Annotated in this window: 20 protein-coding genes; 3 read left to right on the plus strand and 17 right to left on the minus strand. The window is 46.3% G+C overall.

Annotation, left to right across the window (positions count from 1 at the left end):
- Positions 1 to 8: 8 nt before the first annotated feature.
- Both SHAL_RS05300 and SHAL_RS05305 read right to left on the minus strand, forming a co-directional pair.
- Entirely contained in the window at positions 9 to 1,118 is a 1,110-nt protein-coding gene (locus tag SHAL_RS05300) for an anhydro-N-acetylmuramic acid kinase (protein WP_012276159.1), read from the minus strand.
- A gap of 71 nt (positions 1,119 to 1,189) precedes the next feature.
- Positions 1,190 to 2,614 (minus strand): peptidoglycan DD-metalloendopeptidase family protein, encoded by a 1,425-nt coding sequence (locus SHAL_RS05305; protein WP_012276160.1) that lies wholly within the window; start codon positions 2,612 to 2,614, stop codon positions 1,190 to 1,192.
- Between the two features lie 128 nt (positions 2,615 to 2,742).
- Between SHAL_RS05305 and tyrS the strand changes: the two genes are divergently transcribed.
- On the plus strand, positions 2,743 to 3,939 hold the full coding sequence (gene tyrS / locus SHAL_RS05310; RefSeq protein ID WP_012276161.1) for a tyrosine--tRNA ligase: 1,197 nt from the start codon (positions 2,743 to 2,745) through the stop codon (positions 3,937 to 3,939).
- 61 nt (positions 3,940 to 4,000) lie between these two features.
- Here tyrS and SHAL_RS05315 read toward each other — a convergent pair whose 3' ends face one another.
- From SHAL_RS05315 to SHAL_RS23565, 7 genes are all read right to left on the minus strand, one after another.
- Positions 4,001 to 4,411, minus strand: a complete 411-nt coding sequence (locus SHAL_RS05315) for a hypothetical protein (protein WP_012276162.1) — start codon at positions 4,409 to 4,411, stop codon at positions 4,001 to 4,003.
- Between the two features lie 148 nt (positions 4,412 to 4,559).
- A complete protein-coding gene (locus tag SHAL_RS05320; protein ID WP_012276163.1) occupies positions 4,560 to 5,039 on the minus strand; it encodes a nuclear transport factor 2 family protein in 480 nt (159 codons plus the stop codon).
- Positions 5,039 to 5,662 (minus strand): trimeric intracellular cation channel family protein, encoded by a 624-nt coding sequence (locus tag SHAL_RS05325; RefSeq protein WP_012276164.1) that lies wholly within the window; start codon positions 5,660 to 5,662, stop codon positions 5,039 to 5,041. The genes SHAL_RS05320 and SHAL_RS05325 overlap by 1 nt, the downstream gene beginning before the upstream one ends.
- On the minus strand, positions 5,659 to 6,036 hold the full coding sequence (locus SHAL_RS05330; protein WP_041416267.1) for a DUF2721 domain-containing protein: 378 nt from the start codon (positions 6,034 to 6,036) through the stop codon (positions 5,659 to 5,661). Before SHAL_RS05330 ends, SHAL_RS05325 begins: the two co-directional genes overlap by 4 nt.
- A 145-nt stretch (positions 6,037 to 6,181) precedes the next feature.
- Complete coding sequence (locus SHAL_RS05335; protein WP_012276166.1) at positions 6,182 to 7,162, minus strand: cobalamin biosynthesis protein CobD/CbiB; 981 nt, start codon at positions 7,160 to 7,162, stop codon at positions 6,182 to 6,184.
- An 86-nt stretch (positions 7,163 to 7,248) separates the two neighbouring features.
- Entirely contained in the window at positions 7,249 to 7,941 is a 693-nt protein-coding gene (gene mtnN / locus SHAL_RS05340; RefSeq protein WP_012276167.1) for a 5'-methylthioadenosine/S-adenosylhomocysteine nucleosidase, read from the minus strand.
- Positions 7,942 to 7,978: 37 nt separating this feature from the next.
- Positions 7,979 to 8,101 (minus strand): hypothetical protein, encoded by a 123-nt coding sequence (locus tag SHAL_RS23565; RefSeq protein WP_263053413.1) that lies wholly within the window; start codon positions 8,099 to 8,101, stop codon positions 7,979 to 7,981.
- Positions 8,102 to 8,429: 328 nt separating this feature from the next.
- On the opposite strand from SHAL_RS23565, the gene SHAL_RS05345 reads away from it, so the two are divergent.
- Both SHAL_RS05345 and SHAL_RS05350 read left to right on the plus strand, forming a co-directional pair.
- On the plus strand, positions 8,430 to 9,725 hold the full coding sequence (locus tag SHAL_RS05345; protein ID WP_012276168.1) for a diguanylate cyclase domain-containing protein: 1,296 nt from the start codon (positions 8,430 to 8,432) through the stop codon (positions 9,723 to 9,725).
- Positions 9,726 to 9,918: 193 nt separating this feature from the next.
- Positions 9,919 to 10,374, plus strand: a complete 456-nt coding sequence (locus tag SHAL_RS05350; protein WP_012276169.1) for a GNAT family N-acetyltransferase — start codon at positions 9,919 to 9,921, stop codon at positions 10,372 to 10,374.
- Between the two features lie 124 nt (positions 10,375 to 10,498).
- Here the strand turns inward: SHAL_RS05350 and SHAL_RS05355 are convergent, their stop codons facing one another.
- The 8 genes from SHAL_RS05355 to gltB form a co-directional block, all read right to left on the minus strand.
- Entirely contained in the window at positions 10,499 to 10,981 is a 483-nt protein-coding gene (locus tag SHAL_RS05355; RefSeq protein WP_012276170.1) for a MarR family winged helix-turn-helix transcriptional regulator, read from the minus strand.
- Positions 10,982 to 11,148: 167 nt separating this feature from the next.
- Positions 11,149 to 11,853 (minus strand): TorF family putative porin, encoded by a 705-nt coding sequence (locus SHAL_RS05360; protein WP_012276171.1) that lies wholly within the window; start codon positions 11,851 to 11,853, stop codon positions 11,149 to 11,151.
- 18 nt (positions 11,854 to 11,871) lie between these two features.
- On the minus strand, positions 11,872 to 13,089 hold the full coding sequence (locus SHAL_RS05365) for a choline transporter (protein WP_012276172.1): 1,218 nt from the start codon (positions 13,087 to 13,089) through the stop codon (positions 11,872 to 11,874).
- A 345-nt stretch (positions 13,090 to 13,434) separates the two neighbouring features.
- Positions 13,435 to 15,132 carry a choline dehydrogenase gene (betA, locus tag SHAL_RS05370; protein ID WP_012276173.1) on the minus strand — a complete coding sequence of 566 codons (1,698 nt, stop codon included), beginning with the start codon at positions 15,130 to 15,132 and terminating at the stop codon, positions 13,435 to 13,437.
- 9 nt (positions 15,133 to 15,141) lie between these two features.
- Positions 15,142 to 16,605, minus strand: a complete 1,464-nt coding sequence (betB, locus tag SHAL_RS05375; protein ID WP_012276174.1) for a betaine-aldehyde dehydrogenase — start codon at positions 16,603 to 16,605, stop codon at positions 15,142 to 15,144.
- Complete coding sequence (gene betI / locus SHAL_RS05380) at positions 16,596 to 17,201, minus strand: transcriptional regulator BetI (RefSeq protein WP_012276175.1); 606 nt, start codon at positions 17,199 to 17,201, stop codon at positions 16,596 to 16,598. The genes betB and betI overlap by 10 nt, the downstream gene beginning before the upstream one ends.
- A gap of 649 nt (positions 17,202 to 17,850) precedes the next feature.
- Entirely contained in the window at positions 17,851 to 19,260 is a 1,410-nt protein-coding gene (locus SHAL_RS05385; RefSeq protein WP_012276176.1) for a glutamate synthase small subunit GltD family protein, read from the minus strand.
- Positions 19,261 to 19,266: 6 nt separating this feature from the next.
- Positions 19,267 to 23,715: a glutamate synthase large subunit gene (gene gltB / locus SHAL_RS05390; protein ID WP_012276177.1), complete on the minus strand. Its 4,449-nt coding sequence runs from the start codon at positions 23,713 to 23,715 to the stop codon at positions 19,267 to 19,269.
- Positions 23,716 to 24,035 lie beyond the last annotated feature (320 nt).

Genomic DNA, 24,035 nt, shown 5'->3' on the forward strand with positions numbered 1-24,035 from the left:
TTAGACGATTAATCCGCAGGGTGGAAAGATCCTAATATGGCCTCTCTAGAGGCACCTGTTACTGCTGGCAGGTTACCCGGTAAGCCGTTGTGGTGTCTCATGGCGAGCCAAGCAAAGGCAATGCCTTCAACCCATTGCGGGTCCATGCCCAGCTCTGAGGTGGTGACCACTTTATAGTCGGGTAGCAGTTTACGTAGGCGGTGCATTAACTCGCAGTTATAGGCGCCTCCGCCACAGACATACATCTCACCATTATCTGATAACGTTAAGGCATCGTTGGCGATGCTGTAGCAGGTTAAATCAAGCAGAGTAGATTGAATATCAGCTTCGCTTAGGTGACCAAACTCAGACAACTGCTGCTCGGCCCAAGCCTGATTAAATAGTTCTCGTCCCGTACTCTTAGGAGCGGCAAGAGCAAAGTAGGGGTGAGACAGTAGATGTTGCAACATCTTCTGATCCGTCGTTCCTGATGCAGCCCAGGCGCCATCTTTATCAAAAGGCTGACCAAGTTGGTGCTGGATCCAAGCATCACTCAAACCATTACCAGGACCGGTATCGAAGCCGGTAACATCTTGGGTGTTGCCCGGCAAGTAGGTCACATTAGCAATGCCGCCGATATTGAGAATAATCCGCTGGTGGTTCGGGTTGGCAAATACATGCTGATGAAAGGCGGGTACCAATGGTGCGCCTTGGCCACCTAGAGCGATATCTTTGCGTCTAAAATCGGCAATGACATCGATACCTGTTTCGGCGGCGATGGTATTGGGATCAGCAATCTGCAGGGTAAAGCCCATCTCAAGATTGGGCATATGACGCACGGTTTGACCGTGGCTACCGATGGCGATGACTTGCGACTTGTCGACACCGGCTTTTTCCAGCAGGGCATTGGTCGCTTTAGCAAAAAGTTTACCCATGGCGCGGTCTAAATGACCCAGACGGTTTATCTCATCATTTCCCGGCAGGCACAGCTTTTGTAGATTGCTCAAAAGAGCCTTTGGTAGCGCCTCGGTATGAGTGGCTATAAGGCTAGGCTGGTCGCCATCAAAGTTAACTAACACTGCATCGACGCCGTCCATGCTAGTGCCCGACATCAAGCCTACGTAATAACTGTTATTCATCGCATCGAACCTATAAATCAAACCTAGTGAATAAAACTAAAGACTGACGGTTTAAAAGTCTTGTCGCAGCGTTACTGCGCTGCAATCTGTACCTGTTTGTTATGTTCAAGCTCAGCCATCATGGTTTTACTAAGCGTAGCAAACTGGGCCTTTTCTTTCTTCGCAATCGGCTCTGACTTTGGCAGTTTTATGGTGCGAGGATTACGATGTACACCGTTAACGATAAACTCATAATGTAGGTGTGGGCCCGTTACCCGGCCTGTGGAGCCAAGAGTACCAATAATCTGACCTTGTTTAACGGACTGCCCAGTTTTCACCTTTCGTTTAGTCAGGTGAAGGTACTTGGTGGTGTAAGTGTCGTTGTGCTTAATAAACACATAGTTACCATTGTATTGGTTATAGCTTGATTTGATCACTCGGCCGTTACCTGCCGCTTTAATAGGCGTACCAACAGCAGCCACATAATCTACGCCACGATGGGCCTTAACTTGGCCTGTAACCGGGTGTAGTCTACGCGGGTTAAAGCTAGAGCTAACATATTTAAAGTCGACAGGTGATCGCAGGAAGGCTTTACGCATGCTGCGGCCCTCTTCGGAATAATAGTTGCCGTCTTTATATCGAACGGCGGTATAGCGATCACCTTGGTTGGTAAATTCGGCTGCGAGAATATTGCCGTTTTTTAAGAATTCGCCGTTGGCATACTCTTCTTCAAATATCATCGCAAACTGATCGCCCTTACGTAGATCTAAGGCAAAGTCGATATCCCAGCCAAAAATGGTGGCGAGCTGCATAATTTGATTTGGTGTCAGTCCGGCATTAACACCGGCATTCCAGAAGTTATTCTCAATAGTCGCGCTAGCAAACTTAGAGCGCGCTTCTACCTTCTTGGTGACGATCTGCTCTTTATAGCCGCTGTCGGTGCGGTCTATGATTAAAGTGGTGATTTTGTCGAGGTGATATCTCAGCTGAACCAGCTTGCCATCATCATTTTTGGCAATAACAAGGTTATCACCCGGCATGATTTTAAGCAGATCCTTTTTAGCTTTAGGCAGCTGAGTTACATCGTAGACATCCTTAGCGGTTAAGCCTGCGCGATCAAACAGTGCGGCCAAGGTGTCGCCACTTTTAACTTGAAAGCGTTTCTCTTTTAATTTTGGTGCAGCAGGTTCTTGTATTTCAGGCTTGTCAGTCGCTTGAACAAGCGCCTGCTTTTTGGATTGTTCACTCGTGTTGAAGGCTAGCTTTTCACTGCTCGTTCGTTGAGATGGCGTTGACTCACTCATTGATGCTGAAGGTGGTGTCGGTTTTCTAAAAGCGAGTGGTACGTCATAACGGGTATTGACGTCATATTCGCCACTTGTCGATGGGGTTTGTTTAGACGCCTGAACATCATCAGATGGCATAAAAATAATAATTAGCGTGACAAAAACTAAACCGCACAAGAGCATTTGATGTAATTTTGGCAGTAATTTAAATAAAGTTATAACCTTTCCCATTGACCTTGATACCAAATTCACTCTTTCTTATTGATCCCTTTAGTGTACACACTTTCATTTGTGCTTGCTAACAAGTAACATGAGTGCCCATATTTTTTTTGATTAGGCTCCCAGGAGTAAGCGCCGATATGGCTGATTTAGAGCAAGCATTAGCAGAAATAAAACGTGGCACCGACGAGATATTACTTGAAGCGGATCTACTGGAGAAGTTGAAAGAAGGTCGCCCGTTAAAAATTAAACTCGGTGCAGACCCAACCGCTCCTGATATTCATCTTGGCCATACGGTTATTTTGAACAAGATGCGTACCTTCCAAGAGCTGGGTCATGAAGTGATCTTCTTGATTGGTGACTTCACCGGTATGGTGGGTGATCCTAGCGGCAAGAACAGTACTCGTCCGCCATTGACGCGTGAGCAAGTTCTAGCTAATGCTGAGACTTATAAGCAGCAGGTTTATAAGATCTTAGATCCTGCTAAAACCCGTATCGAGTTTAACTCTACGTGGTTAGAGCCACTCGGCGCAGCGGGTATGATCCGTCTGGCTTCACAGCAAACGGTTGCGCGCATGATGGAACGTGACGACTTTAAAAAGCGTTACGCTTCAGGTCAGTCGATTGCGATTCACGAATTTATGTACCCACTGCTACAGGGTTATGACTCCGTAGCACTAGAGGCAGACGTTGAGCTAGGTGGTACCGATCAGAAGTTCAACCTGCTGATGGGCCGTGAGTTACAAAAATCTGCGGGTCAAAAGCCACAGACAGTGATCATGATGCCACTGCTTGAAGGCCTAGACGGCGTTAAGAAGATGTCTAAGTCTGCACATAACTATATTGGTGTCAGTGAGCCAGCAGGTGAGATGTTCGGTAAGATCATGTCAATCTCTGACGTGTTGATGTGGCGCTACTTTGAGCTACTGTCTTTCCGTCCGTTGACTGAGATTGAACAATTTAAAGCTGACGTTGAAGCCGGTGCTAACCCACGTGATGTGAAGATTGCACTAGCGAAAGAGATCATCGCACGTTTCCACGACGAAGCTTCGGCTGAAGCTGCACATCAAGAGTTTATTAGCCGTTTCCAGAAAGGCAATATCCCTGACGATATCGAAGAGTTAGAGATTGCTGCTGGTGAAGGGATTGCGATTGCTAACTTGCTAAAAGAAGCAGGGCTTGTAAGCTCAACTTCTGATGCAATGCGCATGATTAAGCAAGGCGCAGCTAAGATTGATGGCGATAAGATTGAAGACACCCGCCTACAATTGACAGCAGGAACCACAGCGGTATTCCAAGTGGGTAAGCGCAAGTTTGCTAAGATCACTCTGATTTAAGTCGATTAAGTCTCGGCTTAACTCGCCGAATTTAACCGCTTACCACTTGTCAGCAAATTGTTTAGTGGTTATTCGAACAACGGTCTGTGCCAAAATGCAGGCCGTTTTCACATTGCCAAGTTAATCTTGCCGCATCTAATATCCAGTTATCCCGCTGCTTCTCCATCGAAATAATTAATAACATTTTAGGGTGTTTGCCTTTTGCCGCGCTGACGTTATAAGTCACCACTTTACCTTGGTACTGTTTGACTTTGGCTAACTGAAAACGGTTGCCGGCATAGTGGGCCGAAATCGACTCAGGTTGTTTGCTCCAGTTGCGCTTTTGGTGCTGGGCGAGCTCTAGTTTTTGATTGAACTTATTGATGGGCTGATCGGCAAAAGACACTACTATGGGTTGCTCTAGCGCAAAGGCTGAGCCACACAGTAGTGGAGCTAAGACAATAATGGACCGGAAAGCATTGATAACACTCATAACAACCTGCTGCATATAAGGTACTTAATACTTTGACAGGCGAATGTAGAAAAGTTTCCTCACTGTGGAGTAAATTGTGAGCTAAGTTGCTAGATATTAAAAAGCCGTGTTAATAATGACTGACTCTTACTGTGTATTTTTGCTTTGATTACTGCACTGACAGTTGATCAGACATAGTTTGATAGTCCATCAAGTCTTGATGTTCTTTTATCCGCTCATGGGTCATGTCTAAACTCAGTGTTGTAACGCCGGGGATGGCAATATCTATGATACGGCCAGGCTTACCAAATAGTTCGCCTGGGCCTTTATAGCGGTAGTTACCGATAAGTACCACAAGCGAACCTGAGTTAAACATATGCTCGATATTAAAGTTGTACTCGAGTACTCCGCGATGGGCACGTTTCAAGAATTGTAAAATATGGCGCTTACCCGTGTATTTTCGCCCAGCGGTTCTATCGTTAAACACGCTATCACGATTATAAAAAGAACCCAGACTGGAGTAGTCTTGATGAGTTAGCGCTTGAATATACTTGATCGCCAACTGCTGCTCTTTGGGCATGTCGCCAATATTAGCGAGTGCTGGAAAGCTAAAGAGTAGAAATACAAAACTAAAAAAAGCTAATCTCATTATTGTGGTGTCTTTAAATCAAATGCTGGTAATGACAGGTGCCAACGAATAGCGGCTAATCTAATCACGAGTGCAGTACTCATTGCAAATAATAAGGCAAACATATCGGCCGCTCCCAAATGCAGGCTAATGGTGTAACAGATCCCGCCCATTATCGATGCCGTTGCATAAATTTCTGTGCGCAGCACCATAGGTACCTGCTGACAGAGCAAGTCTCGAATAATACCACCGCCGACGCCAGTAATTAAACCCATCACCACGGCAGTCATGCCACTGAGTTCTAAATTCAGCGCTTTTTCTACGCCAATCACGGTAAATAGCGCCAAACCTAGGGCGTCCGCAACGGGCAGGATGTAGCGTGGTACCCGCTTAGGTTTACGCACAAAAATAAAGGTCAATATAACGGTAATTAAAATCACCGTGATGTAATTATGGTCTTGGATCCAAAATACGGGGGTTGTGCCTAGCAGGGCGTCACGAATACTACCACCACCAATGGCAGTTACCGAGGCAAGCACGAGTACCCCAAACGGATCCATCTTATGCCTGCCAGCCGCAAGCGCACCTGAAAGCGCAAATACCGCCGTACCGCAAAGGTCAAAGAAATAGATCCAATCGATCATCTATCCATCTCTTTTAGATGGATGTTGAGGGCATCGACCGAAATACGAATTTCGATAACTGAAAGCAGTAGCGAATAAAGTAGTAAGAACAGGCTACAGCCAAAAATCAAAGCACCTACCTTGTTAAAGCCGATGTAAATAAAAATCATGCATAACACACACAGAGCAAAGCTTAATGCGCCCGACTCTTGCATACGCTTAATGATGCTTATCCGCTGACGGAGATTCTTTAGCTGACTATTATTAATAGGCTTACCATCGGCACTGAGATTACGAATTAGTGCTGCTAAGGCAAAGAAACGATTAGTATAAGCCAGCAATAGTAAAGAGATTGCAGGAAAGAGGAGTGCCGGCGTTGTCAGTGAGACATGAATATTTTCGAACAATGGAATAAGCCCTAAAAGAGTCAATATACGATTTTAGGAATCATACCAACGCCAACAATTTATACAAGATGATTACAATCTACGGGATAAATAAGTTGCTCACAAAGGGGATTATTAAGCAAAACTCAAGACATTAGCCTTGCATCACCCGCAGCAGCCCCCAAATACTCGGTAAGATAACGATAGCAAGCGCCCATAGACTAAAGGCAATAGAGTTGAGTTTAATCGCTCTTAATAGATCATTTTCATCGGGTAGCTTGCCATAAGTTACCTTAGGCATATCGACTCTTTCCTCTTTGAACTTCACCGGGCCGCCAAGCTCAATCGCTAACGTACAGGCTACGATCTCGCAGGTTTGATACTCATTCAGTGGTGTCGCATTTATCTTAGGCGCAAATAGTCTCATAAGGCTCTTTGGGCCACCCTGAATGGCGAGACTAAAGCTCCATAGTTTTGCTGGAATATAGTGCACTAAGGTACTGAGTAAATACACGGGCATACCAAAGTAGCGGTAGCGAGGGTTATAAGCAGGCCAGACGGATTCGAGTTGCTTGAGCATTCTCGCGATGATCAGCAGTGGCACGCCGCCGATAGCAAAAAAGACAATGGCAGAGACCGTGCCGTAAATTGAGGTGGTCGATAGCCTTTCAATGGTGGTCTTACATAAGCCCACACTTGAAAGCGAAACTGTGCTGCGACTTACCCAAGGTAGTAGTAGGCTACGTGCATGGGGCTTATTATCGCGTTTGATGGCGATAGCCACTTCGTTGGCGATATATCTGAAATGATCGTCTTGTAAGCAAAGATAAATAATGATGGTTTCAAAGAACCAAGGGAATTCGGCAAGTTCTACCAGAAAGCTTGTCACAGCCCAAAAAGGAATGATTAACAGCAGCATGGCGAGGGAGCCAGCGATTAACTGCTGTGACGGCGCTCGGTTAGCATGGTTCACCTTTGCGCTTAAGTTTTTAGCCACTTGAGATAACCACTCAAGTGGCTGCAGGGGGCGCGGTAGTGGGGCGATTCGAGCCAGTAAAATTGACACGAATAACACCAAGGCTCCAGTGTAAAGCTGACTATCTTGAGAGAAGATTTTAGTAAACTCTGGAACCATATTGCTGCGCTATCCTTGTGTTGCTTTACTCGTCTTTAATTAAAAGCTTTTTAGCTTAGAGCTTTTTTAACTTAAAGCAGCTTAGCTTAAAGTTGCTTAAGCAGAGCGATAACCATCAATGCAGAGTGGTGGCCTGCTTTAACAATGTATTCGTCAAAATCTACAGGCGAGTCGTTGTTAGCATTGTCGGACAGAGAGCGGATAACCACAAACGGTACACCAAACTGGTGACAAACCTGAGCAATCGCTGCGCCTTCCATTTCACACGCCGCCATCGTTGGGAAGTTCTCTAGCATGGTCTTGGTGCGAACGGGATCGCAAATAAAGCTATCGCCTGTACAGATTAAACCTTCAATGGCTTTGACTTCACCAAGGCTAGCAACCGCTTTTTGCGCCGCAGCCACAAGCTTAGCATCAGGGATAAACGCTGCAGGTTGCTGCGCCATCTGGCCAATCTCATAACCGAACGCAGTCACGTCAACATCATGGTGACGCACTTCAGATGAGATCACGATATCGCCAATGGCAAGTTCGTCGGCGAAGCCGCCAGCAGAACCTGTGTTAATAATCACATCAGGTGCATACTTTTCGATAAGCAGCGTCGTCGCAATGCTGGCTGTTACTTTACCAATGCCTGAACGAGTAACGATAACGTCTTTGCCCGCTAGCTGACCTGCAACAAACTCGATACCGGCGATGGTTGTAGAGCTTGGGTTTTCCATCGACTCAACTAAATGTGCAACTTCCGGCTCCATAGCGCCAATAATACCGATTTTCATTTAATGACCTTTTTAACTACCTGAATGAATATGGGCGCTAATATACCACGGCACTTGGCGTTAGTGAAAAAGCCTTGAAGATAAGATGAGAAGTAAGGCTGCGGATAGATAGATGACTAAAGTCGGTGTAGTCGTGGCTGATAGCGATAACTGTGGCCATCTGTATTTAGCTCTTCTTGTGCCTAAGGGGAGTGGCTTCATGATTTTGTGATGATAAAGTTAGAACCGTCGCAAATTAATAACCTTAATTGATTCATTTATTTATTGACTCGCTTTGTGTTGACTTTGTTCTAGACTCTAATTCTAGAGCATGTATGGAGCTTCACGGGTTTAGGTTTGCAGCTAAGAGCGCAAACAGATGACGCTGTATCTGATGAGATGATTTAGTTAACGTTTTTGTTCCAGATAATTTAATTGCTAAGTGAATAAATATAATATGGCGATTAATTGATTCTAATAATTAAGCAGTAAACTTTAAGGGGGCTCGAATGAGCATACGCTTCAAACTCGGACTTCTTTTGTCCTTACTGTTTTTTGCTGCAATTGGTAATACTGTATTCACATTTATCCTTGAGGAGTATGGTGAGGAGAAGCTTGAATGGGTGATCCACACACATGAGGTGTTAACTGAATCGGAACGTCTAATTGGCGCAGTTATCGATGCTGAAACGGGTCAGCGAGGCTACCTTTTAACCCAGGATTCGGCATATCTTGAGCCGTACCATATTGGCGTGTCTTCGGTGGATTCACACCTTCAAGAGCTCTTCCGATTAACTATAGATAATTTGTCACAACAGAAGCGCTTAGAAAATATAAGTGGGTTATTGACGAAAAAGTTAGCCGAGCTAAATTTAACGATTAACTTGACCCAAGAAAATACTCCCTCCTCCATATCTGAAGCCTCTAACATTGTTAAAAATAACAGTGGTAAGGACTATATGGATGCAATAAGGGATGAGCTCACTTCGTTTAATAATGAAGAGCTGGTGCTGCTAGAACAAAGGAAAGGCGCGTTTAACGAGAGTCGGGCATATATCACCACATTGATTGGAGCTGAGATCCTGTTTTTTATTTTTTTGTCGATTATTACAGCAATGTTTGTAAAAAATAAATTCTATCAACCATTAGGCATGATGATTGAAGCTACGGCTAAAATGGAGCGGGGCGAAAGGCAAGAAGTTTCAGATATCCTGCCAAAAGATGAGATGGGCTATTTACTCTCGCGTTTCTATCAAATGAGTGAAACCGTATACGCTAAAGCACAGGTGTTAGATCACGAAGCTAACCATGATTATCTCACCGGATTAAAGAATCGTACAGGCTTAGATACTGGAGTTGATTACTCTATAAAGGCACTGAGTTATGGCCGAAAACTGGCAATATTTTTTATAGACCTAAATAAGTTTAAAGTGCTGAATGATACCTTAGGGCATGATGTTGGAGATGAAATTCTCAAGGAAGCAGCGTTACGTATCAAAGAGTCGGTGAGGGTGAATGATGCTGTGTATCGCTTCGGAGGAGATGAATTTGTTGTTATTGTCAATGACATTAAGGAAGCGGATCATGCAAGAGTGATAGCCGAAAAGATGTTGGCTAAATTCGACTCGCCATTTATTTGCAGGGGCAACGTAATCGATATATCGCTGAGTATCGGTATCTCTATTTCGCCAGAGGATTCATCACAAAGCAGTGAGTTAATCAATCGGGCCGATATCGCTATGTACGCAGTAAAACGCGATGAGAGTATAAATTATAAATTCTTTGATACTTCAATGTTAAACTGAGCGAGTGATAGTGAGGATACCTCTTCACTATCACCATATGTAACAGAGACGAGTCACTGTAATATTAGTAGCCAAGTGACCTAGTACGAATCGGTATTATATCAATCGGAATGATATCAATGAGCATTATCAATGGGCATTGGATATCTTTAACCCCAAAAAATGGCCGTAACACCTGAGAATTGAGACAAAAATGCAGATTCGAGTAGGGCAACTGCGCAGTGAGCAGGTGCTGATGCTATTACAAGAGCACCATGAGGATATGGCATTACACTCTCCACCAGAGAGTGTGCATGCGCTGAATGTATCTGGACTTGAGGCTGACGATGTTACCTTTTGGAGCCTTTGGTGCGAAGATGAACTGGCGGGTTGCGGCGCACTTAAACGGCTGGATAGTACTCACGGTGAAATCAAGTCGATGCGAACATCGAACAACTTTCTTCGTCAAGGCGTCGCGCAAACGCTTCTGGCGCATATTATCGCTGAGGCAAGAGCGCGAGGTTATCAAAGACTCAGCCTTGAGACTGGCTCTATGGATGCCTTTATACCTGCTCGTAAACTCTATGAGCAGTTTGGCTTTACCGAGTGCTCACCATTTGGCGATTATAAGCAGGATCCCTACAGCAGCTTTATGAGTAAAATGCTTTAAAACTAATGTTTCAAAACTAATGTTTCAAAACTAATGTTTCAAAACTAATAGCTTACAAAGCTAATACTTACAAAAATTAAGGCCTACAAAATTAAGTTTATAACTTAAGCGAAGTGCCGTAAGGCTAAAGCGCTTCATCAGCTTGAATTTGCCCCACCAACAGTACGGGTGCTGCATCTAGCTCATTGGCATCCATCATGGCGGCAATGCGCTCAACTGATGATAACAGTTGGCTCTGCTCCCACTGTTCAAGGTTTTGATAGCGTGTAATAAAGTGTTCTTGTAATGGCTTAGGCGAGCTGCTCAGTAATGCTTTACCTGCTTCACTCAGTGATAGGATTACTTTGCGTTTATCAGTTTCGCTGCGGGTTCTAACGACGAGTTCACGACTTTCTAGCCTATCAATAATTGTCGTCACTGTTGCAGGGCTAAGTGCGACCTCTTTAGCGACTTCTTTCGCTAGCGGCGTTTCAAGCTGTTCAATACTTTGCATCACCATCAACTGCGGTCCAGTTAAGCCTGATTGCTTGTTCAGTTGGCGTGAGTGAATATCAATCGCTCGGATCACTCGGCGCAGCGAAATCAATAGCTGTTCATATTTTTCCATCTGTATTCCTTGGTCAAAAGGCCTGTACCTGTGCCGTTAAGTTTTGAATTAATAGCTTTGCTGTTCATCGCAGCGATTAAAAAAGTGCGGTATAACGATCAGCGTTATACCGCACAATTTAGTTTAGCTGCAAGCTTGCACTTGTTACTCGACGGGCGTTAAACCGTCTAGAAGTTAAAGGTTCTTGCGACCGATAGTACAGCGCGAGTATCGGCGGTATCTATGTCCATACTGGTATCTTCAACGGCTAGGTTAAAGTCAAAACCTTTCCAGCTCGTCATGTATTCTGCGCGGTAATGGTTATAAGCTTTATCGCCATCCCAAGACCACTTGTTCACATCTGTTGATGTTGAACGGTCAAAGCTGATGCGGATGTCATGACCTTCGGCAATCGTAAATGTATGCGCCGCCATCATGATGTAATGACCTGCATCAACGCCGAAGTAATCCCATGTGTACCAGAAGTTAAGCTCTGTTTGACCAACAGATGAGCCATAACCAAATTTAGTGTACACCTCTGGATACTGGTATTCATCTGAGAACGAATCACCATGATAAGTGTAATAAGCGATACCCGCATCAAGCGACACGCTTTCGCTTAACTGGAAAAACATACCGCCGTAAAAATCTAGCTCTAGCCAAGTGTCATCACCTGAGCCGTAATCCACATTCGATGCCCAAGTGCCCACATACCAACCAGTATCGGCGGCGTAATCTAGACTTGCCTGCAGCGCGGGGCCGTTATCTGTTTGGCTTACACCGTTAAAGGTGTAATCAGAAGTGGCATTAATCGTTGAGCTCACGTTAGCCATTGCCGTTGTTGGCAATGCGATGAGGCCCAGTAGCGCAAGATTTTTAATTGTTGTTTTCATCATTTTCCTTTCTTCTTTTTAGTTAGCTAATTCAATTTTGCTAAAGTCGATTTTGTTTTCTGTTGGTGAGTGCTCAATCGCGGCCACTTTCTTATATTTAGTCGCTAAGATGTAACCGAAGCAGCCTAAGATGAGGCCGATAGCCAGTGCGCCAACCCACTGGATCTCTAAGAAATTCAGCTGGAACAGCAGGGTGAGACCACTCATTAAGGCGAGGTTACCAATGATGTATTTAGTCTTGCCGAAGCGCTCAACGGTTAGGTTTAGGTTGTCGGTATAGAGACGAATTAACGAGTCGAGCGAGTTAACCACGAAGGTAACGCCTACCATCACCATCGCGAGGTTATAGAAGCCTGTAGTGGCGATTTCATTTGCGCTGTAGTAGTACAGTACCGTAAACCACACGGCGATAGGCAAGGACGGAAATACCATCATGGCAATCAGTACTTGATAGGTCTTCATACCGCCCACAAAGCGTGAAGTGAACTGACCAATCATGATGCTCCAAGCGAACCACCAAAATAGGTAAAACTCATGGTAATCATTCATCGGCAGGACGAAGTGATGGATATTGCCAAAGTAATCACCGATCAGGGAGAAGGTGTTAACGAACTCACCCATACCTGACTCTTTTGACATAAATGCGCCAGCCCACATCAACACGATTAAGCCTAGGAATAACCAAGTGCTAGCTAAGCTCAGAATGCGCACATAACGGATGCTAGTACTTGAGTACACGGCAGCGGCGATAATCACGAACACAATTAGGTAGAAGCTGCTCACCACTGACTCGCCATCACCCATCTCTGGCAGGTACCAAGGTAAGTTGGTCAATAGCAGATAAGCGGTGAAGGCACAGGTGCCGATAATCACTAAGTTATTAATGAACTTAATGACTGGGATCTCGAAGAACTTGACCCTAGGCTCTATCACACAAAAATAGAAGCAGGTTAAGAAGTAAAATGCCCAGATTAAAAATGCCCAGAAACCAAACTCAATCGCTAATGGATTAGTAAAGCCATACTCGGGGCTCGCGCTTAAGTCTGCGTAACCAGCAAACTCGGTTAGTGGGAACATGATTAAACCCACATCCAAACCTGAGGTAAACAGGATGGCGATAAAGGTAAAGGTGCGCACCGGTGTGACGCCTACACACTTGACGTTACCCCAGCGGTAGATCACGAAGGCGATGGCGGCGAACGTAAATAATATTCCTATAGTCAGCCAAGTGGTCATAGTTGAGCTCCTAGCGTATTCTGAGTACAAACCTTTTTATTAAAAAGCATGCTTTTAGTCCTTGTTTTTATTTTAGTTATGCCCGCTTGCAGTCAAATTTTGGCCGCAAAAATCCCTCAAGCCTTAATTGCCGCTTTAACGACAGTTAAGGTTTGATAAATTAAACGTGGCGGTTAATGCCATTTAGCCGCTAAGGCTTAGGCTGACAGGGCCTATACATAAACAGTTTGAAGAGGCAGCAGAAGGAATGCCGAACATCTTCACCTCGTTTGTGGAGGGGCTTGGCTTAGCCCATGTACAGCACTAGTGCACTAATGCGTTTGTGCATGAGCTAAGCCGAAGCATTTATCTTGCTGGTGGCCTTTGCCTTTGCTGCTGTTGCCAATCTTGGCTAATGACCACTTCTGCAGTGCTTGGCGCGAGTGGCGTGTTACCTAAGATTAAGTCGGCGGCACGCTCGGCTAACATGATGGTCGGTGAATTCAGGTTGCCATTTGGAATCGTCGGAAAAATAGAGGAGTCAACTACTCTAAGCCCTTGTATTCCATGAACTCGTGTTTCTGAGTCGACAACCGCCATCTCGTCCTCGCCCATCTTGCATGTGCAAGAGGGGTGGTAGGCGCTCTCGACCGTGCTTCTTACAAAGCTATCTATCTGCTGATCGGTTTGTACTGCTGTGCCGGGCTGGATCTCTTCACCGCGGTACTCATCCAGAGCGGGTTGATTGATGATTTCACGGGTTAAGCGAACGCAGGCACGGAAGCCTTCGATATCATCCTGATGAGATAGGTAGTTAAACAAAATACTTGGGGCGACTTTGGGATCGTTTGAAACCACTTTTACACTGCCGCGACTCTTAGGTTTGTTGTGGCCAATGTGTACTTGGAAACCATGGCCTGCAAAGGCCTCTTTGCCGTCATATCGCATCGCTGCAGGTAAAAAATGGTATTGCAGATCGGGCCATTCGAGACCCGCTTTTGAGCGGATAAAGCCGCAAGACTCGAAATGGTTGGTGGCGCCGAGCCCTGATCTGTTTAAGATCCAGCGAGTACCAATAAACAGCTTATTGAGTGGGTCGAGTTTACCGTTGAGCGATATTGGCTTAAGGCACTTAAACTGGAAGTAAAACTCGAGGTGATCTTGCAGGTTTTCACCGACACCAGGCAGCTCATGTACTTGCTCGATGCCAGCCTTGGCTAAGGTATCGCTGGCGCCAATACCTGAGAGCTGTAGGATATGCGGCGAGCCGATTGAACCTGCAGACAGTATCACCTCTTTGCTGGCGTTAGCTTCACGCATTTTTCCTTTACGCTCAAAGCGTACTCCCACGACTTTGTTGGCTTCACCAGGTTTACTTGAAAACAGCACCCTGTGCACCTGAGCGTGGGTGATCACGGTGAGGTTTTCACGCTGCATTGCTGGTCTTAGGTAGGCGTTAGCCGTTGACCAACGCACGCCATTTTTAACCGTCATATGCATAGGGCCAAAGCCCTCTTGCTGAGCACCGTTATAGTCGTCAGTGGCGAGGTAACCAGCATCAACACCCGCGGCGACAAAGGCTTTATACAACGGGTTTTTCATCTCGTTACCGTTGTTGACCCCAAGTGGGCCATCGTTACCGCGATAATCATCCTCGCCAAATGCCCAGTCTTCGGCTTTCTTAAAGTAAGGTAGGCAGTGGGCGTAATCCCAGTTTTTTGCACCGTGCTCTTGCCACTCATCAAAATCACGAGCGTGGCCGCGCACATATACCATGCCATTAATCGATGATGAGCCGCCCAATACTTTGCCGCGTGGACAGTGCATACGGCGGTTGTCTAGATAGGGCTCTGCATCGGTTTCAAATTGCCAAGCGTACTTCTTAGTATTCATCGGGATTGATAGCGCGGTAGGCATCTGAATAAAGATGCTCCTGTCGCTGCCGCCAGTTTCCAGCAGCAGTACGCGGTTATTCGAGTCGGCTGATAAACGGTTAGCTAACACGCAACCAGCGCTACCAGCGCCAACGATAATATAGTCGTATTGTGGATTGGTTATGGTCATGTCTGCTCCTTAAAATGGACTTTCAAGAGGCTGCATACCCACGTATACGGCTTTGATTTGGGTGTAAGCTTTTAGGGTCTCGCTGCCGTTTTCGCGGCCAATCCCTGACATCTTGTAACCACCTACTGGCATCTCGGCGGGTGAGGCGCCATAGGCGTTGATCCAGCAAATGCCCGCTTGCATCTGATGAATAACGCGATGGGCACGAGTAATGTCTTGAGTAAACACGCCTGCCGCTAAACCTAAACGGGTATCGTTAGCGCGGCTAACCACTTCCTCTTCATCATTGAAGGGCAGTACAGACATCACTGGGCCGAAGATCTCCTCTTTGCTCAGAGTCATCTCGTCGGTGCAGTTGCCAAAGATGGTGGGTGCGACAAAATAACCATTAGGACTATTTTCAGGGGTTAATGCATGGCCGCCAGCGAGTAGCTCGGCGCCCTCTTGCTTACCTATCTCTATATAGCTCAGAACCTTGTCTTGGTGAGCCTTTGAGATAAGCGCGCCAAAATTGGTTTCAGGATCCATTGGATCGCCACAGACGATATTGTTTTTAGTGCGAGTCAGTAGCTTTGCGATAAATTGCGAGTAAATATCTTTTTGCACGAATACGCGGGTAGCGTTAGTGCAGATCTCACCTTGGGTGTAGAAGTTACCTAACATGGCTGCTGAAACGGCATTGTCGATATCGGCATCATTGAAGATGATAAGCGGCGATTTCCCCCCTAGCTCCATGGTGACCTCTTTGAGCGAGCTTGCCGCTGCAGCCATCACTTTCTTGCCTGTACCGACTTCACCAGTGAATGAGACTTTAACAATCTCATCATTATTGGTCAGCCAAGCGCCAACACGACCATCGCCTTGAACGACGTTAAACACACCATTAGGTACTCCAGCCTCGGTAAAGATCTCAGCCAGTTTTAGTGCACCGAGGGGCGTTTCCTCTGATGGCTTAAAGATCATCACGTTACCGCAGGCGAGTGCCGGTGCGGATTTCCAACAAGCGATTTGAAGCGGGTAGTTCCATGCGCCAATACCGGCGCAAATACCCAGAGGTTCACGGCGAGTGTAATAAAAGTCATCGCCTACGGTCTGTTGATTACCTTCGATACTGGGCGCTAGGCCTGCAAAGAACTCGATAGAGTCGGCGCCTGTGACAACGTCGACCACTGAGGCTTCTTGCCAAGGCTTTCCTGTGTCTTGTACTTCAATGGCGGCTAACTCATCGTTGCGCTCACGCAGCAGCGCAACGGCCTTAAGTAGAATGCGGCTTCGCTCTATGGCGGGCATTTTCGACCAGATCTCGAAACCGACTTTAGCGCTTTCAATGGCGGCTTGTAGGATCTTATCATCGGCGACTTCGACTAAATAGCTCACCTCTCCATTGGCTGGATTGATGACCTCGAAGGTTTCGCCAGTGGAATTGTTGAGTGCTTTGCCGTGGATATAATTGGGGTAAACGACTAGTGACATCGGTTTTCTCCGTACTGCATGATCACTGCCTCGATAAAGGCTTTAGATAGAATTTGGGCCTGTTGGAACTCATTCTCTGGCGTTGGGCTTAATGCACTTCGTAGCCAAAAACCATCGATCATCGCTGCGGTTTGTTTGGCTGCGGTAACGGCTTGGGCCTTAGGAAGAAGTTTTTTGAAAGAGAACAGGAGGTTGCTATATAAACGTTGGCTATTGATGTGTTGTAGTCTGGCAAGGCCTTGCTCATGCATGGCTTGTGACCAAAAGCTTAACCAAGTCTTAGTGGCGGACCTTGAGCGTTGTAGCTCGGTAAAGTTAGCTTCCACAATGGCATGCAGTCGCTCGATCGGTAACAGTGCTCTGTCTGTCGTGCGGCTCAACAGTGCTTGTTTTAGTTGCTCTAGCAGGTACTTTTGCGTGGCTTCAATGAGCTCTTGCTTACCACCGAAGTAATGACTAATTAATCCAGAAGACAAGCCTGCTAAACCGCTAATGGTATTGATGGTGGTGTTGTGTAAGCCGTGACGCTCAACAGAGACAAGAGTGGCGTCGATGAGCTGTTGTTGTCGAACGGTTTTCATTGGCGGGCGCGGCATAAAAGAGCAAATTCCTGTGTTTAATTCTTATTGTTATTTTTCGTCTGCTTTTGTGTCTGTTTTGTATTTTTAATTGTTGATTGAACGTTCAATTAATAACAACTCTAATGGTTAGAGTTGTAACGATCAAGCTTTATGTAAAAATGCGACAAGGTTCACAGATTTGGTTTGGTGATTTGTGTTCGGAGCTTTTTACGCGCAAGTGCATGTTTATTTTAGAGTAAATAACTCGCTTTAATTTTGTTCGCAGAGGTCAGATGAGATGTAAATTAATTTTTAATAAAAATTAGTTTCAACTGTAATCTTTATCAGAATGGCTTGGTTTGAGATCCTGTGAGTGCAGGTTAGTGGTTAATGGTATGACTATGTTATCCGTTTTTTTTGAGGCTGATATTCAGCTTGGGATGATTAAAGGGGACTGATGGGCTGACGGTGATAGAGGGAGAAAGAGAGTGATAGGAGGCAAGCCGCTAAATATAAAAAAGGCGCTCCATCGGGAGCGCATAATCACAAGCAACTTTTGTATTAGATTCAAACCAGAGTTCTAAATCGCCAATGTTTTAGGCTAGAGGTTTATAAGTAAGCTTTCATTCAAGTCAGCCTTCTATAAACCTCTTTTAAACATCCTCTATAAACCTCTTTTAAAATATTAGTCTTCTAAGTAATTTAAAATTCCCATAGCCGCATCGCGCCCCTCTGCAATAGCGGTAACGACCAGGTCTGAACCTCGCACCATATCGCCGCCAGCAAACACCTTCGGGTTGCTGGTTTGGAATGGATTATCGGCGACTTTTGGCGCCTTGACCAAGCCCCAATCATTGATCTCGATATTGTAGTCGCCTAGCCACGTTGCTGGGCTAGGTTGGAAACCAAAGGCAATAATGACGGCATCGGCATCGAGCACTTGCTCACTCCCCGTTATTGGCTCTGGGCGGCGACGTCCACTTTCATCGGCTTCACCGAGCTGGGTCTCGATGCACTCGATGCCCACCACCTTGCCATCGACAGTTTTGATTGCCGTTGGTTGACGATTAAATAGAAACTCAACGCCTTCCTCGCGAGCATTTTGCACTTCACGGCGAGAGCCCGGCATATTCTGTTCATCGCGGCGATAGGCACAGATGACTTGAGTCGCTCCCTGACGCACCGCAGTACGGACACAGTCCATTGCGGTGTCACCACCACCTAGCACGACGACGCGTTTGCCCTTAAGGCTGAGATAGGGGGTCTCAATACACTCGGTGCCCATAACGTTATGGGTGTTACCAATCAAGTAAGGTAGCGCCTGATACACCCCATTAGCATCTTCGCCAGGCAGGTTTGCCTTCATGGCGGTATAGGTACCCATACCGAGAAAGACGGCATCGTAGTGCTCGATTAACTCTTTAAAGTCGATATCCTTGCCAACGGTAACGCCAAGCTTAAATTCGATGCCCATTCCTTCAAGCACGGTGCGGCGAACCTGCATCACCTCTTTATCAAGCTTGAATGAGGGAATACCGTAGGTCAGTAGACCACCAATTTGCACGTTTTTATCAAACACCACCGCTTTTACGCCGTTACGGGCCAAGATATCGGCGCAGCCAAGACCAGCTGGCCCCGCACCCACAATAGCCACGCGCTCTTTACGCGGTGTGACCATTGACAGATCAGGGCGCCAGCCCTGTGAGATAGCTGTGTCGGTAATATACTTTTCCACATTACCGATGGTGACTGCGCCAAACTCTTCGTTAAGGGTACAGGCCCCTTCACAGAGCCTATCTTGTGGGCAAACACGGCCACAGATCTCCGGTAGGGTATTAGTCTCGTGGACTAAATCCGCTGCCTCCATAATACGCCCCTGTTTAGCTAATTGAAGCCAGTTAGGGATGTAGTTATGCAGTGGACATTTCCATTCACAATATGGGTTACCACAGTCTAAACAACGGTCGGCCTGCTCTTTAACTTGAGGTTGGGCAAAAGGTTGATAAATCTCAATAAACTGCGTTGCACGTTGTTTGGCGGCGTGTTTAGCTGGGTCTTTGCGGCCCACTTCAAGAAACTGAAAATCATTGCTCATTTTTACTTACCCCGCTCTGACTGCTAGTGCAGGTTCTGATTGCTCTAACTTTAATAGATCGTCTAGTTCAACGCTTTTGGGTTTCACTAAAATAAAGCAATCTAGCCAGTTTTCGAAATCGCTCAAGATCTTCTTGGCATGATCACTATTGGTTTCTTTGACGTGCTGCTCTATCAGATCGCGTAGATGTTGCTGATGTATAGGCGATTGCACTTTGTGTGTGTCAACCATCTCGGTATTGACTCGGCGGCTAAAGCGGCCAAATTGGTCAAATACATAGGCAAAGCCACCAGTCATACCTGCGCCGAAGTTCACACCCGTTTTACCTAGCACAACCACAATGCCGCCCGTCATGTATTCACAGCCGTTATCACCTAGGCCTTCAACAACGGCAATGGCACCTGAGTTACGCACCGCAAAACGCTCACCGGCTTTACCTGAGGCGAATAACTTGCCGCCAGAGGCCCCGTATAAACAGGTATTACCTAAAATGGCCGAGCGCTCGCTCTTAAAGGGACTTCCCAGTGGTGGATAGACACAAATCTTACCACCCGACATGCCTTTACCGACGTAATCGTTGGCATCACCGCAAAGCATTAGCTCAAGTCCCGGTGCGTTCCATACACCAAAGCTTTGGCCTGCACTGCCGTTAAACTTCAATGTGATAGGGGCTTTAGCACCATCTCGCCCTACATGGGTCGCGATATAGCCAGACAGGCTCGCACCTACTGAACGGTCGGTATTGTTGATGCTGAACATCTCACAAATGGATTCACCGGCATTGACTGCTTGTTTACAGTCTTCAACTAAACGTTGGTTTAATAGGCCCTTGTCTGATGGCTGATTGATTTCACGCCATGTAACGGCAGAGCTTTCAGGCACCTTAGGACGATACAAAATAGGCGCTAAATCAAGATGTTGTTGTTTAGCTGTTTCGCCTTCAATTGCCGCTAACCAGTCACTTCGACCGACCATTTGCTCGAATTCAGTTACACCAAGAGCAGCCATGTATTCACGGATCTCTTGCGCAACAAATTCAAAGTAAGTCATTACACGCTCTGGTAAGCCGTGGTAATGCTCGTTACGAAGCGTTTTGTTTTGAGTGGCAACACCGGTTGCACAGTTATTAAGGTGGCAAATACGTAGGTACTTACAACCGAGTGCAATCATGGGCACAGTACCGAAACCGAAGCTTTCTGCACCAAGTAAAGCCGCCTTAATAACGTCCTTACCCGTTTTTAAACCACCATCAACTTGTAAGCGGATCTTATGACGTAGGCCATTTTCAACCAGTGATTGATGAACCTCGGCAAGTCCGAGCTCCCATGGACTACCGGCGTATTTCACCGAGGTAATTGGGCTTGCACCCGTACCACCATCATAACCTGAGACGGTGATCATATCGGCGTAAGCTTTGGCTACGCCAGTGGCAATGGTACCGACGCCAGGCTCTGAAACCAGTTTGACCGACACAAGCGCCTTAGGGTTAATCTGTTTCAAGTCGAAGATCAGCTGCGCTAAATCCTCGATAGAGTAGATATCATGATGGGGCGGCGGTGAAATCAGGGTTACTCCTGGACGCGCATTACGCAGCGCGGCAATCTCAACACTGACTTTATCACCTGGAAGTTGGCCACCTTCACCGGGCTTTGCACCCTGTGCGACCTTGATTTGTAACACTTCAGCATTCACAAGGTAGTGGGCGGTGACGCCGAAACGACCCGATGCGATCTGCTTGATAGCTGAGTTCCCTTCGGTGCCAAAGCGACGTGGATCTTCACCGCCTTCACCTGAGTTTGAGCGCCCGCCTAAGCGGTTCATGGCGACGGCTAATGCCTCGTGAGCTTCAGGGCTAAGGGCGCCGATACTCATGGCCGCGCTATCGAAACGAGGGTAGAGGGTTTTAGCCGCTTCGACTGCGTCTAGCTCAATGGGGGCAAGCTCACCTTTGATTTCGATTAAATCACGCAAGGTGGCAATAGGGCGATTGTCGACAAGTTCTGTAAAGCGCTTATAACTTGGGTAGTCTTTGTCTTTTAGGCTAGCTTGAAGCGTGTTGACCACATCAGGGTTAAAGCAGTGGTATTCACCGCCTTCAACGTATTTGAGTAGGCCACCTTGTGGCAGTTGCTGATGAGCTATAAAGGCACTCTTGTGCAAGATCTGCTGATCTTTCTCAATCAATTCAAAGTTTGCCCCCTGAATACGGCTAATCACGCCGTTAAAGCAAAGCTCAACCACTTCGTCTGCAAGGCCTACCGCTTCAAACTGCTGGCTACAACGATAAGATGCGACGGTGCTAATTCCCATCTTCGACATGATCTTACGCAGACCCTTGTCTATGCCATGACGGAAGTTAAGCATTAGGTCGCGAGTGTTTTCAACTCCGTTACGTTTGGCAAGTTCTGAGATGCACTCGTAAACTAGGTAAGGGTAGATCGCGGTGGCACCAAACCCAAGCAGCACGGCAAAGTGGTGTGGGTCTCTTGCCGATGCGGTTTCAACTATGATGTTGGTATCACAGCGTAGACTGTTGTTGACCAGCACCTGTTGCACTGCACCGACTGCCATTGCGGCGGGGATCACTTGCTTTGACTTGGCAGTGGCCCGGTCTGAAAGCACTAATAATGTGGTTCCAGAGCGAGCTAAACGTTCAGCTTCATCACAGATGCGTTTAATCGCGGCTTCTAAGCCTTCGCTAAGGTCATAGTTCAAGTCGACGGTATTAGCACGATAGTAAGTACTGTCTAATGCCATCAGCTGATTGAAGTCGCTAAACAGCAGCACTGGCGAGTTAAACATCACTCGATAAGCATGACCTGTGGTCTCGTTAAATAGGTTTTGCTCACGACCCGCACAAGTGGTTAGTGACATCACGTGTTTTTCACGCAGTGGATCGATAGGGGGATTGGTTACCTGAGCAAACTTTTGGCGGAAATAGTCATAGATGGTACGAGACTTTTTAGATAAAACCGCCATAGGCGTGTCATCACCCATAGAGCCTGTGGCTTCTTCGCCTTTCTGAGCTAACACCCAAATGACTTGTTCTAATTCTTCACGAGAATAGCCAAAGTGTTTTTGATATTGCAGTAACTGTGCATCATCAAACTCTCGTTTTCCCTGATCATTAGCTCCGAACTCTTCGGCAGGTTTAAGTACCTTACTGTTTTTGGCCATCCACTCTTTGTATGGGTGGCGACGCTTTAGGTCGTTATCAATCTCAAACGAGGAGTAGAGCTGACCATTTAAGGTATCGAGTACCAATAGCTCGCCGGGACCGACACGACCCTTTTCGATCACTTCATCTGCAGCGTAGTCCCAGATCCCAACCTCTGATGCCAGTGTTAAAATACGGTCTTTTGTAATGACATAGCGCGATGGACGCAGACCATTACGGTCAACGGCGCAGGCTGCGTGGCGGCCATTGGTCATCACGATCCCCGCTGGCCCATCCCAGGGCTCCATATGCATGGAGTTAAAATCATAAAAGGCTTTTAACTCCGCATCCATTTCAGGGTTACTCTGCCATGCTGGTGGGATCAATAGACGCATGGCTCGGTACAAGTCCATGCCACCAGCGAGCAGCATTTCAAGCATATTATCTAATGAAGATGAGTCGGATCCGGTTTCATTTACGAATGGTGCAGCCTGCTGCAAATCGGGTAGCAGTGGTGCGTGGAACTTATAGGCACGTGCTCTTGCCCATTGACGGTTACAGGTAATGGTGTTGATTTCACCATTGTGAGCTAAGTATCTAAATGGCTGAGCCAATGGCCATTTGGGTGAGGTATTAGTTGAGAAACGTTGATGGAATAAACAGATTGCGCTTTGTAGACGGATATCTGCCAAGTCGCTATAAAAAGCGGGCAGATCTGCGGGCATCATCAGGCCTTTATAGACGATGACTTGTCCTGAAAGACTCGCTACATAGAAGTCTTTATCGTGGGTAAGCTGCTGCTCGACACGTCGTCTTGCCATATATAGGCGTCGTTCTAAGTCTTTTTCTCGCCAACCAATAGGGGCGTTAATCAATACTTGAACTATCTGTGGTTGACTCGCTTTACCTATGGGGCCAAGTACATCAGTATTAACTGGCACATCTCGCCAGCCTGCAACACTTAAGGTCTCCTTCTGGAGTTCTTGTTCAAGTAGTTGCTTGGTTTGAGAAGCTAAAACGGTATCTTGACTAAGAAATAGCATGCCTACAGCAAAACGACGGCTAAGGTGCCAACCATTTTCTTCGGCGACCGCTTTAAAGAAATTTACTGGTAATTGCATTAATAGTCCACAGCCATCACCTGTTCGACCATCTGCTGCGATACCACCACGATGCTTCATTCGGTCTAGGCCGTGAATCGCGGTACGTACAATACGGTGGCTTGGTTCACCGTCCATCTGGGCGATTAACCCAAATCCACAATTGTCCCGCTCAAAACTTGGATGATATAAGCTCATTACTACACTCCCTAACCTCGACTGATACTACTCGGGAGATAAAGCAAAAAATATTGATAGATATGCACCCGAATCAATCAAATTAACCTCAAGAGTATTAAAGGTCAAACCTAATTACTGCATAAAAACTAACTATTAACTCTTGTTTTATACGCCAGTTCCAATTGGTTTACCTTAACGTAAACTGTAAAAGCTCTCGTATAACCTTCTGAATAAAAAGAATTTTAATATTTGTATGGGTAATAGCCAGTAGAGGTGTAACGAAAATGTTGATTATGTCTGTTTTCAATAAAGTGATTTTTCTTGCAGATACAGTGAAA

Origin of the sequence: Shewanella halifaxensis HAW-EB4 (genome assembly GCF_000019185.1) — a bacterium.
In the GTDB taxonomy this organism is placed as follows: Bacteria; Pseudomonadota; Gammaproteobacteria; order Enterobacterales; family Shewanellaceae; genus Shewanella; species Shewanella halifaxensis.

What these genes read in the sequence shown, in the direction of transcription:
- gltB (WP_012276177.1), bottom strand. Translation starts at nt 23,715, where the DNA reads ATGAGCTTATATCATCCAAGTTTTGAGCGGGACAATTGTGGATTTGGG.
- betB (WP_012276174.1), bottom strand. Translation starts at nt 16,605, where the DNA reads ATGTCACTAGTCGTTTACCCCAATTATATCCACGGCAAAGCACTCAAC.
- SHAL_RS05385 (WP_012276176.1), bottom strand. Translation starts at nt 19,260, where the DNA reads ATGAGCAATGATTTTCAGTTTCTTGAAGTGGGCCGCAAAGACCCAGCT.
- SHAL_RS05305 (WP_012276160.1), bottom strand. Translation starts at nt 2,614, where the DNA reads ATGGGAAAGGTTATAACTTTATTTAAATTACTGCCAAAATTACATCAA.
- tyrS (WP_012276161.1), top strand. Translation starts at nt 2,743, where the DNA reads ATGGCTGATTTAGAGCAAGCATTAGCAGAAATAAAACGTGGCACCGAC.
- SHAL_RS05325 (WP_012276164.1), bottom strand. Translation starts at nt 5,662, where the DNA reads ATGATCGATTGGATCTATTTCTTTGACCTTTGCGGTACGGCGGTATTT.
- SHAL_RS23565 (WP_263053413.1), bottom strand. Translation starts at nt 8,101, where the DNA reads ATGGCCACAGTTATCGCTATCAGCCACGACTACACCGACTTTAGTCAT.
- betA (WP_012276173.1), bottom strand. Translation starts at nt 15,132, where the DNA reads ATGACCATAACCAATCCACAATACGACTATATTATCGTTGGCGCTGGT.
- SHAL_RS05350 (WP_012276169.1), top strand. Translation starts at nt 9,919, where the DNA reads ATGCAGATTCGAGTAGGGCAACTGCGCAGTGAGCAGGTGCTGATGCTA.
- mtnN (WP_012276167.1), bottom strand. Translation starts at nt 7,941, where the DNA reads ATGAAAATCGGTATTATTGGCGCTATGGAGCCGGAAGTTGCACATTTA.
- SHAL_RS05355 (WP_012276170.1), bottom strand. Translation starts at nt 10,981, where the DNA reads ATGGAAAAATATGAACAGCTATTGATTTCGCTGCGCCGAGTGATCCGA.
- SHAL_RS05360 (WP_012276171.1), bottom strand. Translation starts at nt 11,853, where the DNA reads ATGAAAACAACAATTAAAAATCTTGCGCTACTGGGCCTCATCGCATTG.
- SHAL_RS05345 (WP_012276168.1), top strand. Translation starts at nt 8,430, where the DNA reads ATGAGCATACGCTTCAAACTCGGACTTCTTTTGTCCTTACTGTTTTTT.
- betI (WP_012276175.1), bottom strand. Translation starts at nt 17,201, where the DNA reads ATGCCGCGCCCGCCAATGAAAACCGTTCGACAACAACAGCTCATCGAC.
- SHAL_RS05315 (WP_012276162.1), bottom strand. Translation starts at nt 4,411, where the DNA reads ATGAGTGTTATCAATGCTTTCCGGTCCATTATTGTCTTAGCTCCACTA.
- SHAL_RS05365 (WP_012276172.1), bottom strand. Translation starts at nt 13,089, where the DNA reads ATGACCACTTGGCTGACTATAGGAATATTATTTACGTTCGCCGCCATC.
- SHAL_RS05320 (WP_012276163.1), bottom strand. Translation starts at nt 5,039, where the DNA reads ATGAGATTAGCTTTTTTTAGTTTTGTATTTCTACTCTTTAGCTTTCCA.
- SHAL_RS05300 (WP_012276159.1), bottom strand. Translation starts at nt 1,118, where the DNA reads ATGAATAACAGTTATTACGTAGGCTTGATGTCGGGCACTAGCATGGAC.
- SHAL_RS05335 (WP_012276166.1), bottom strand. Translation starts at nt 7,162, where the DNA reads ATGGTTCCAGAGTTTACTAAAATCTTCTCTCAAGATAGTCAGCTTTAC.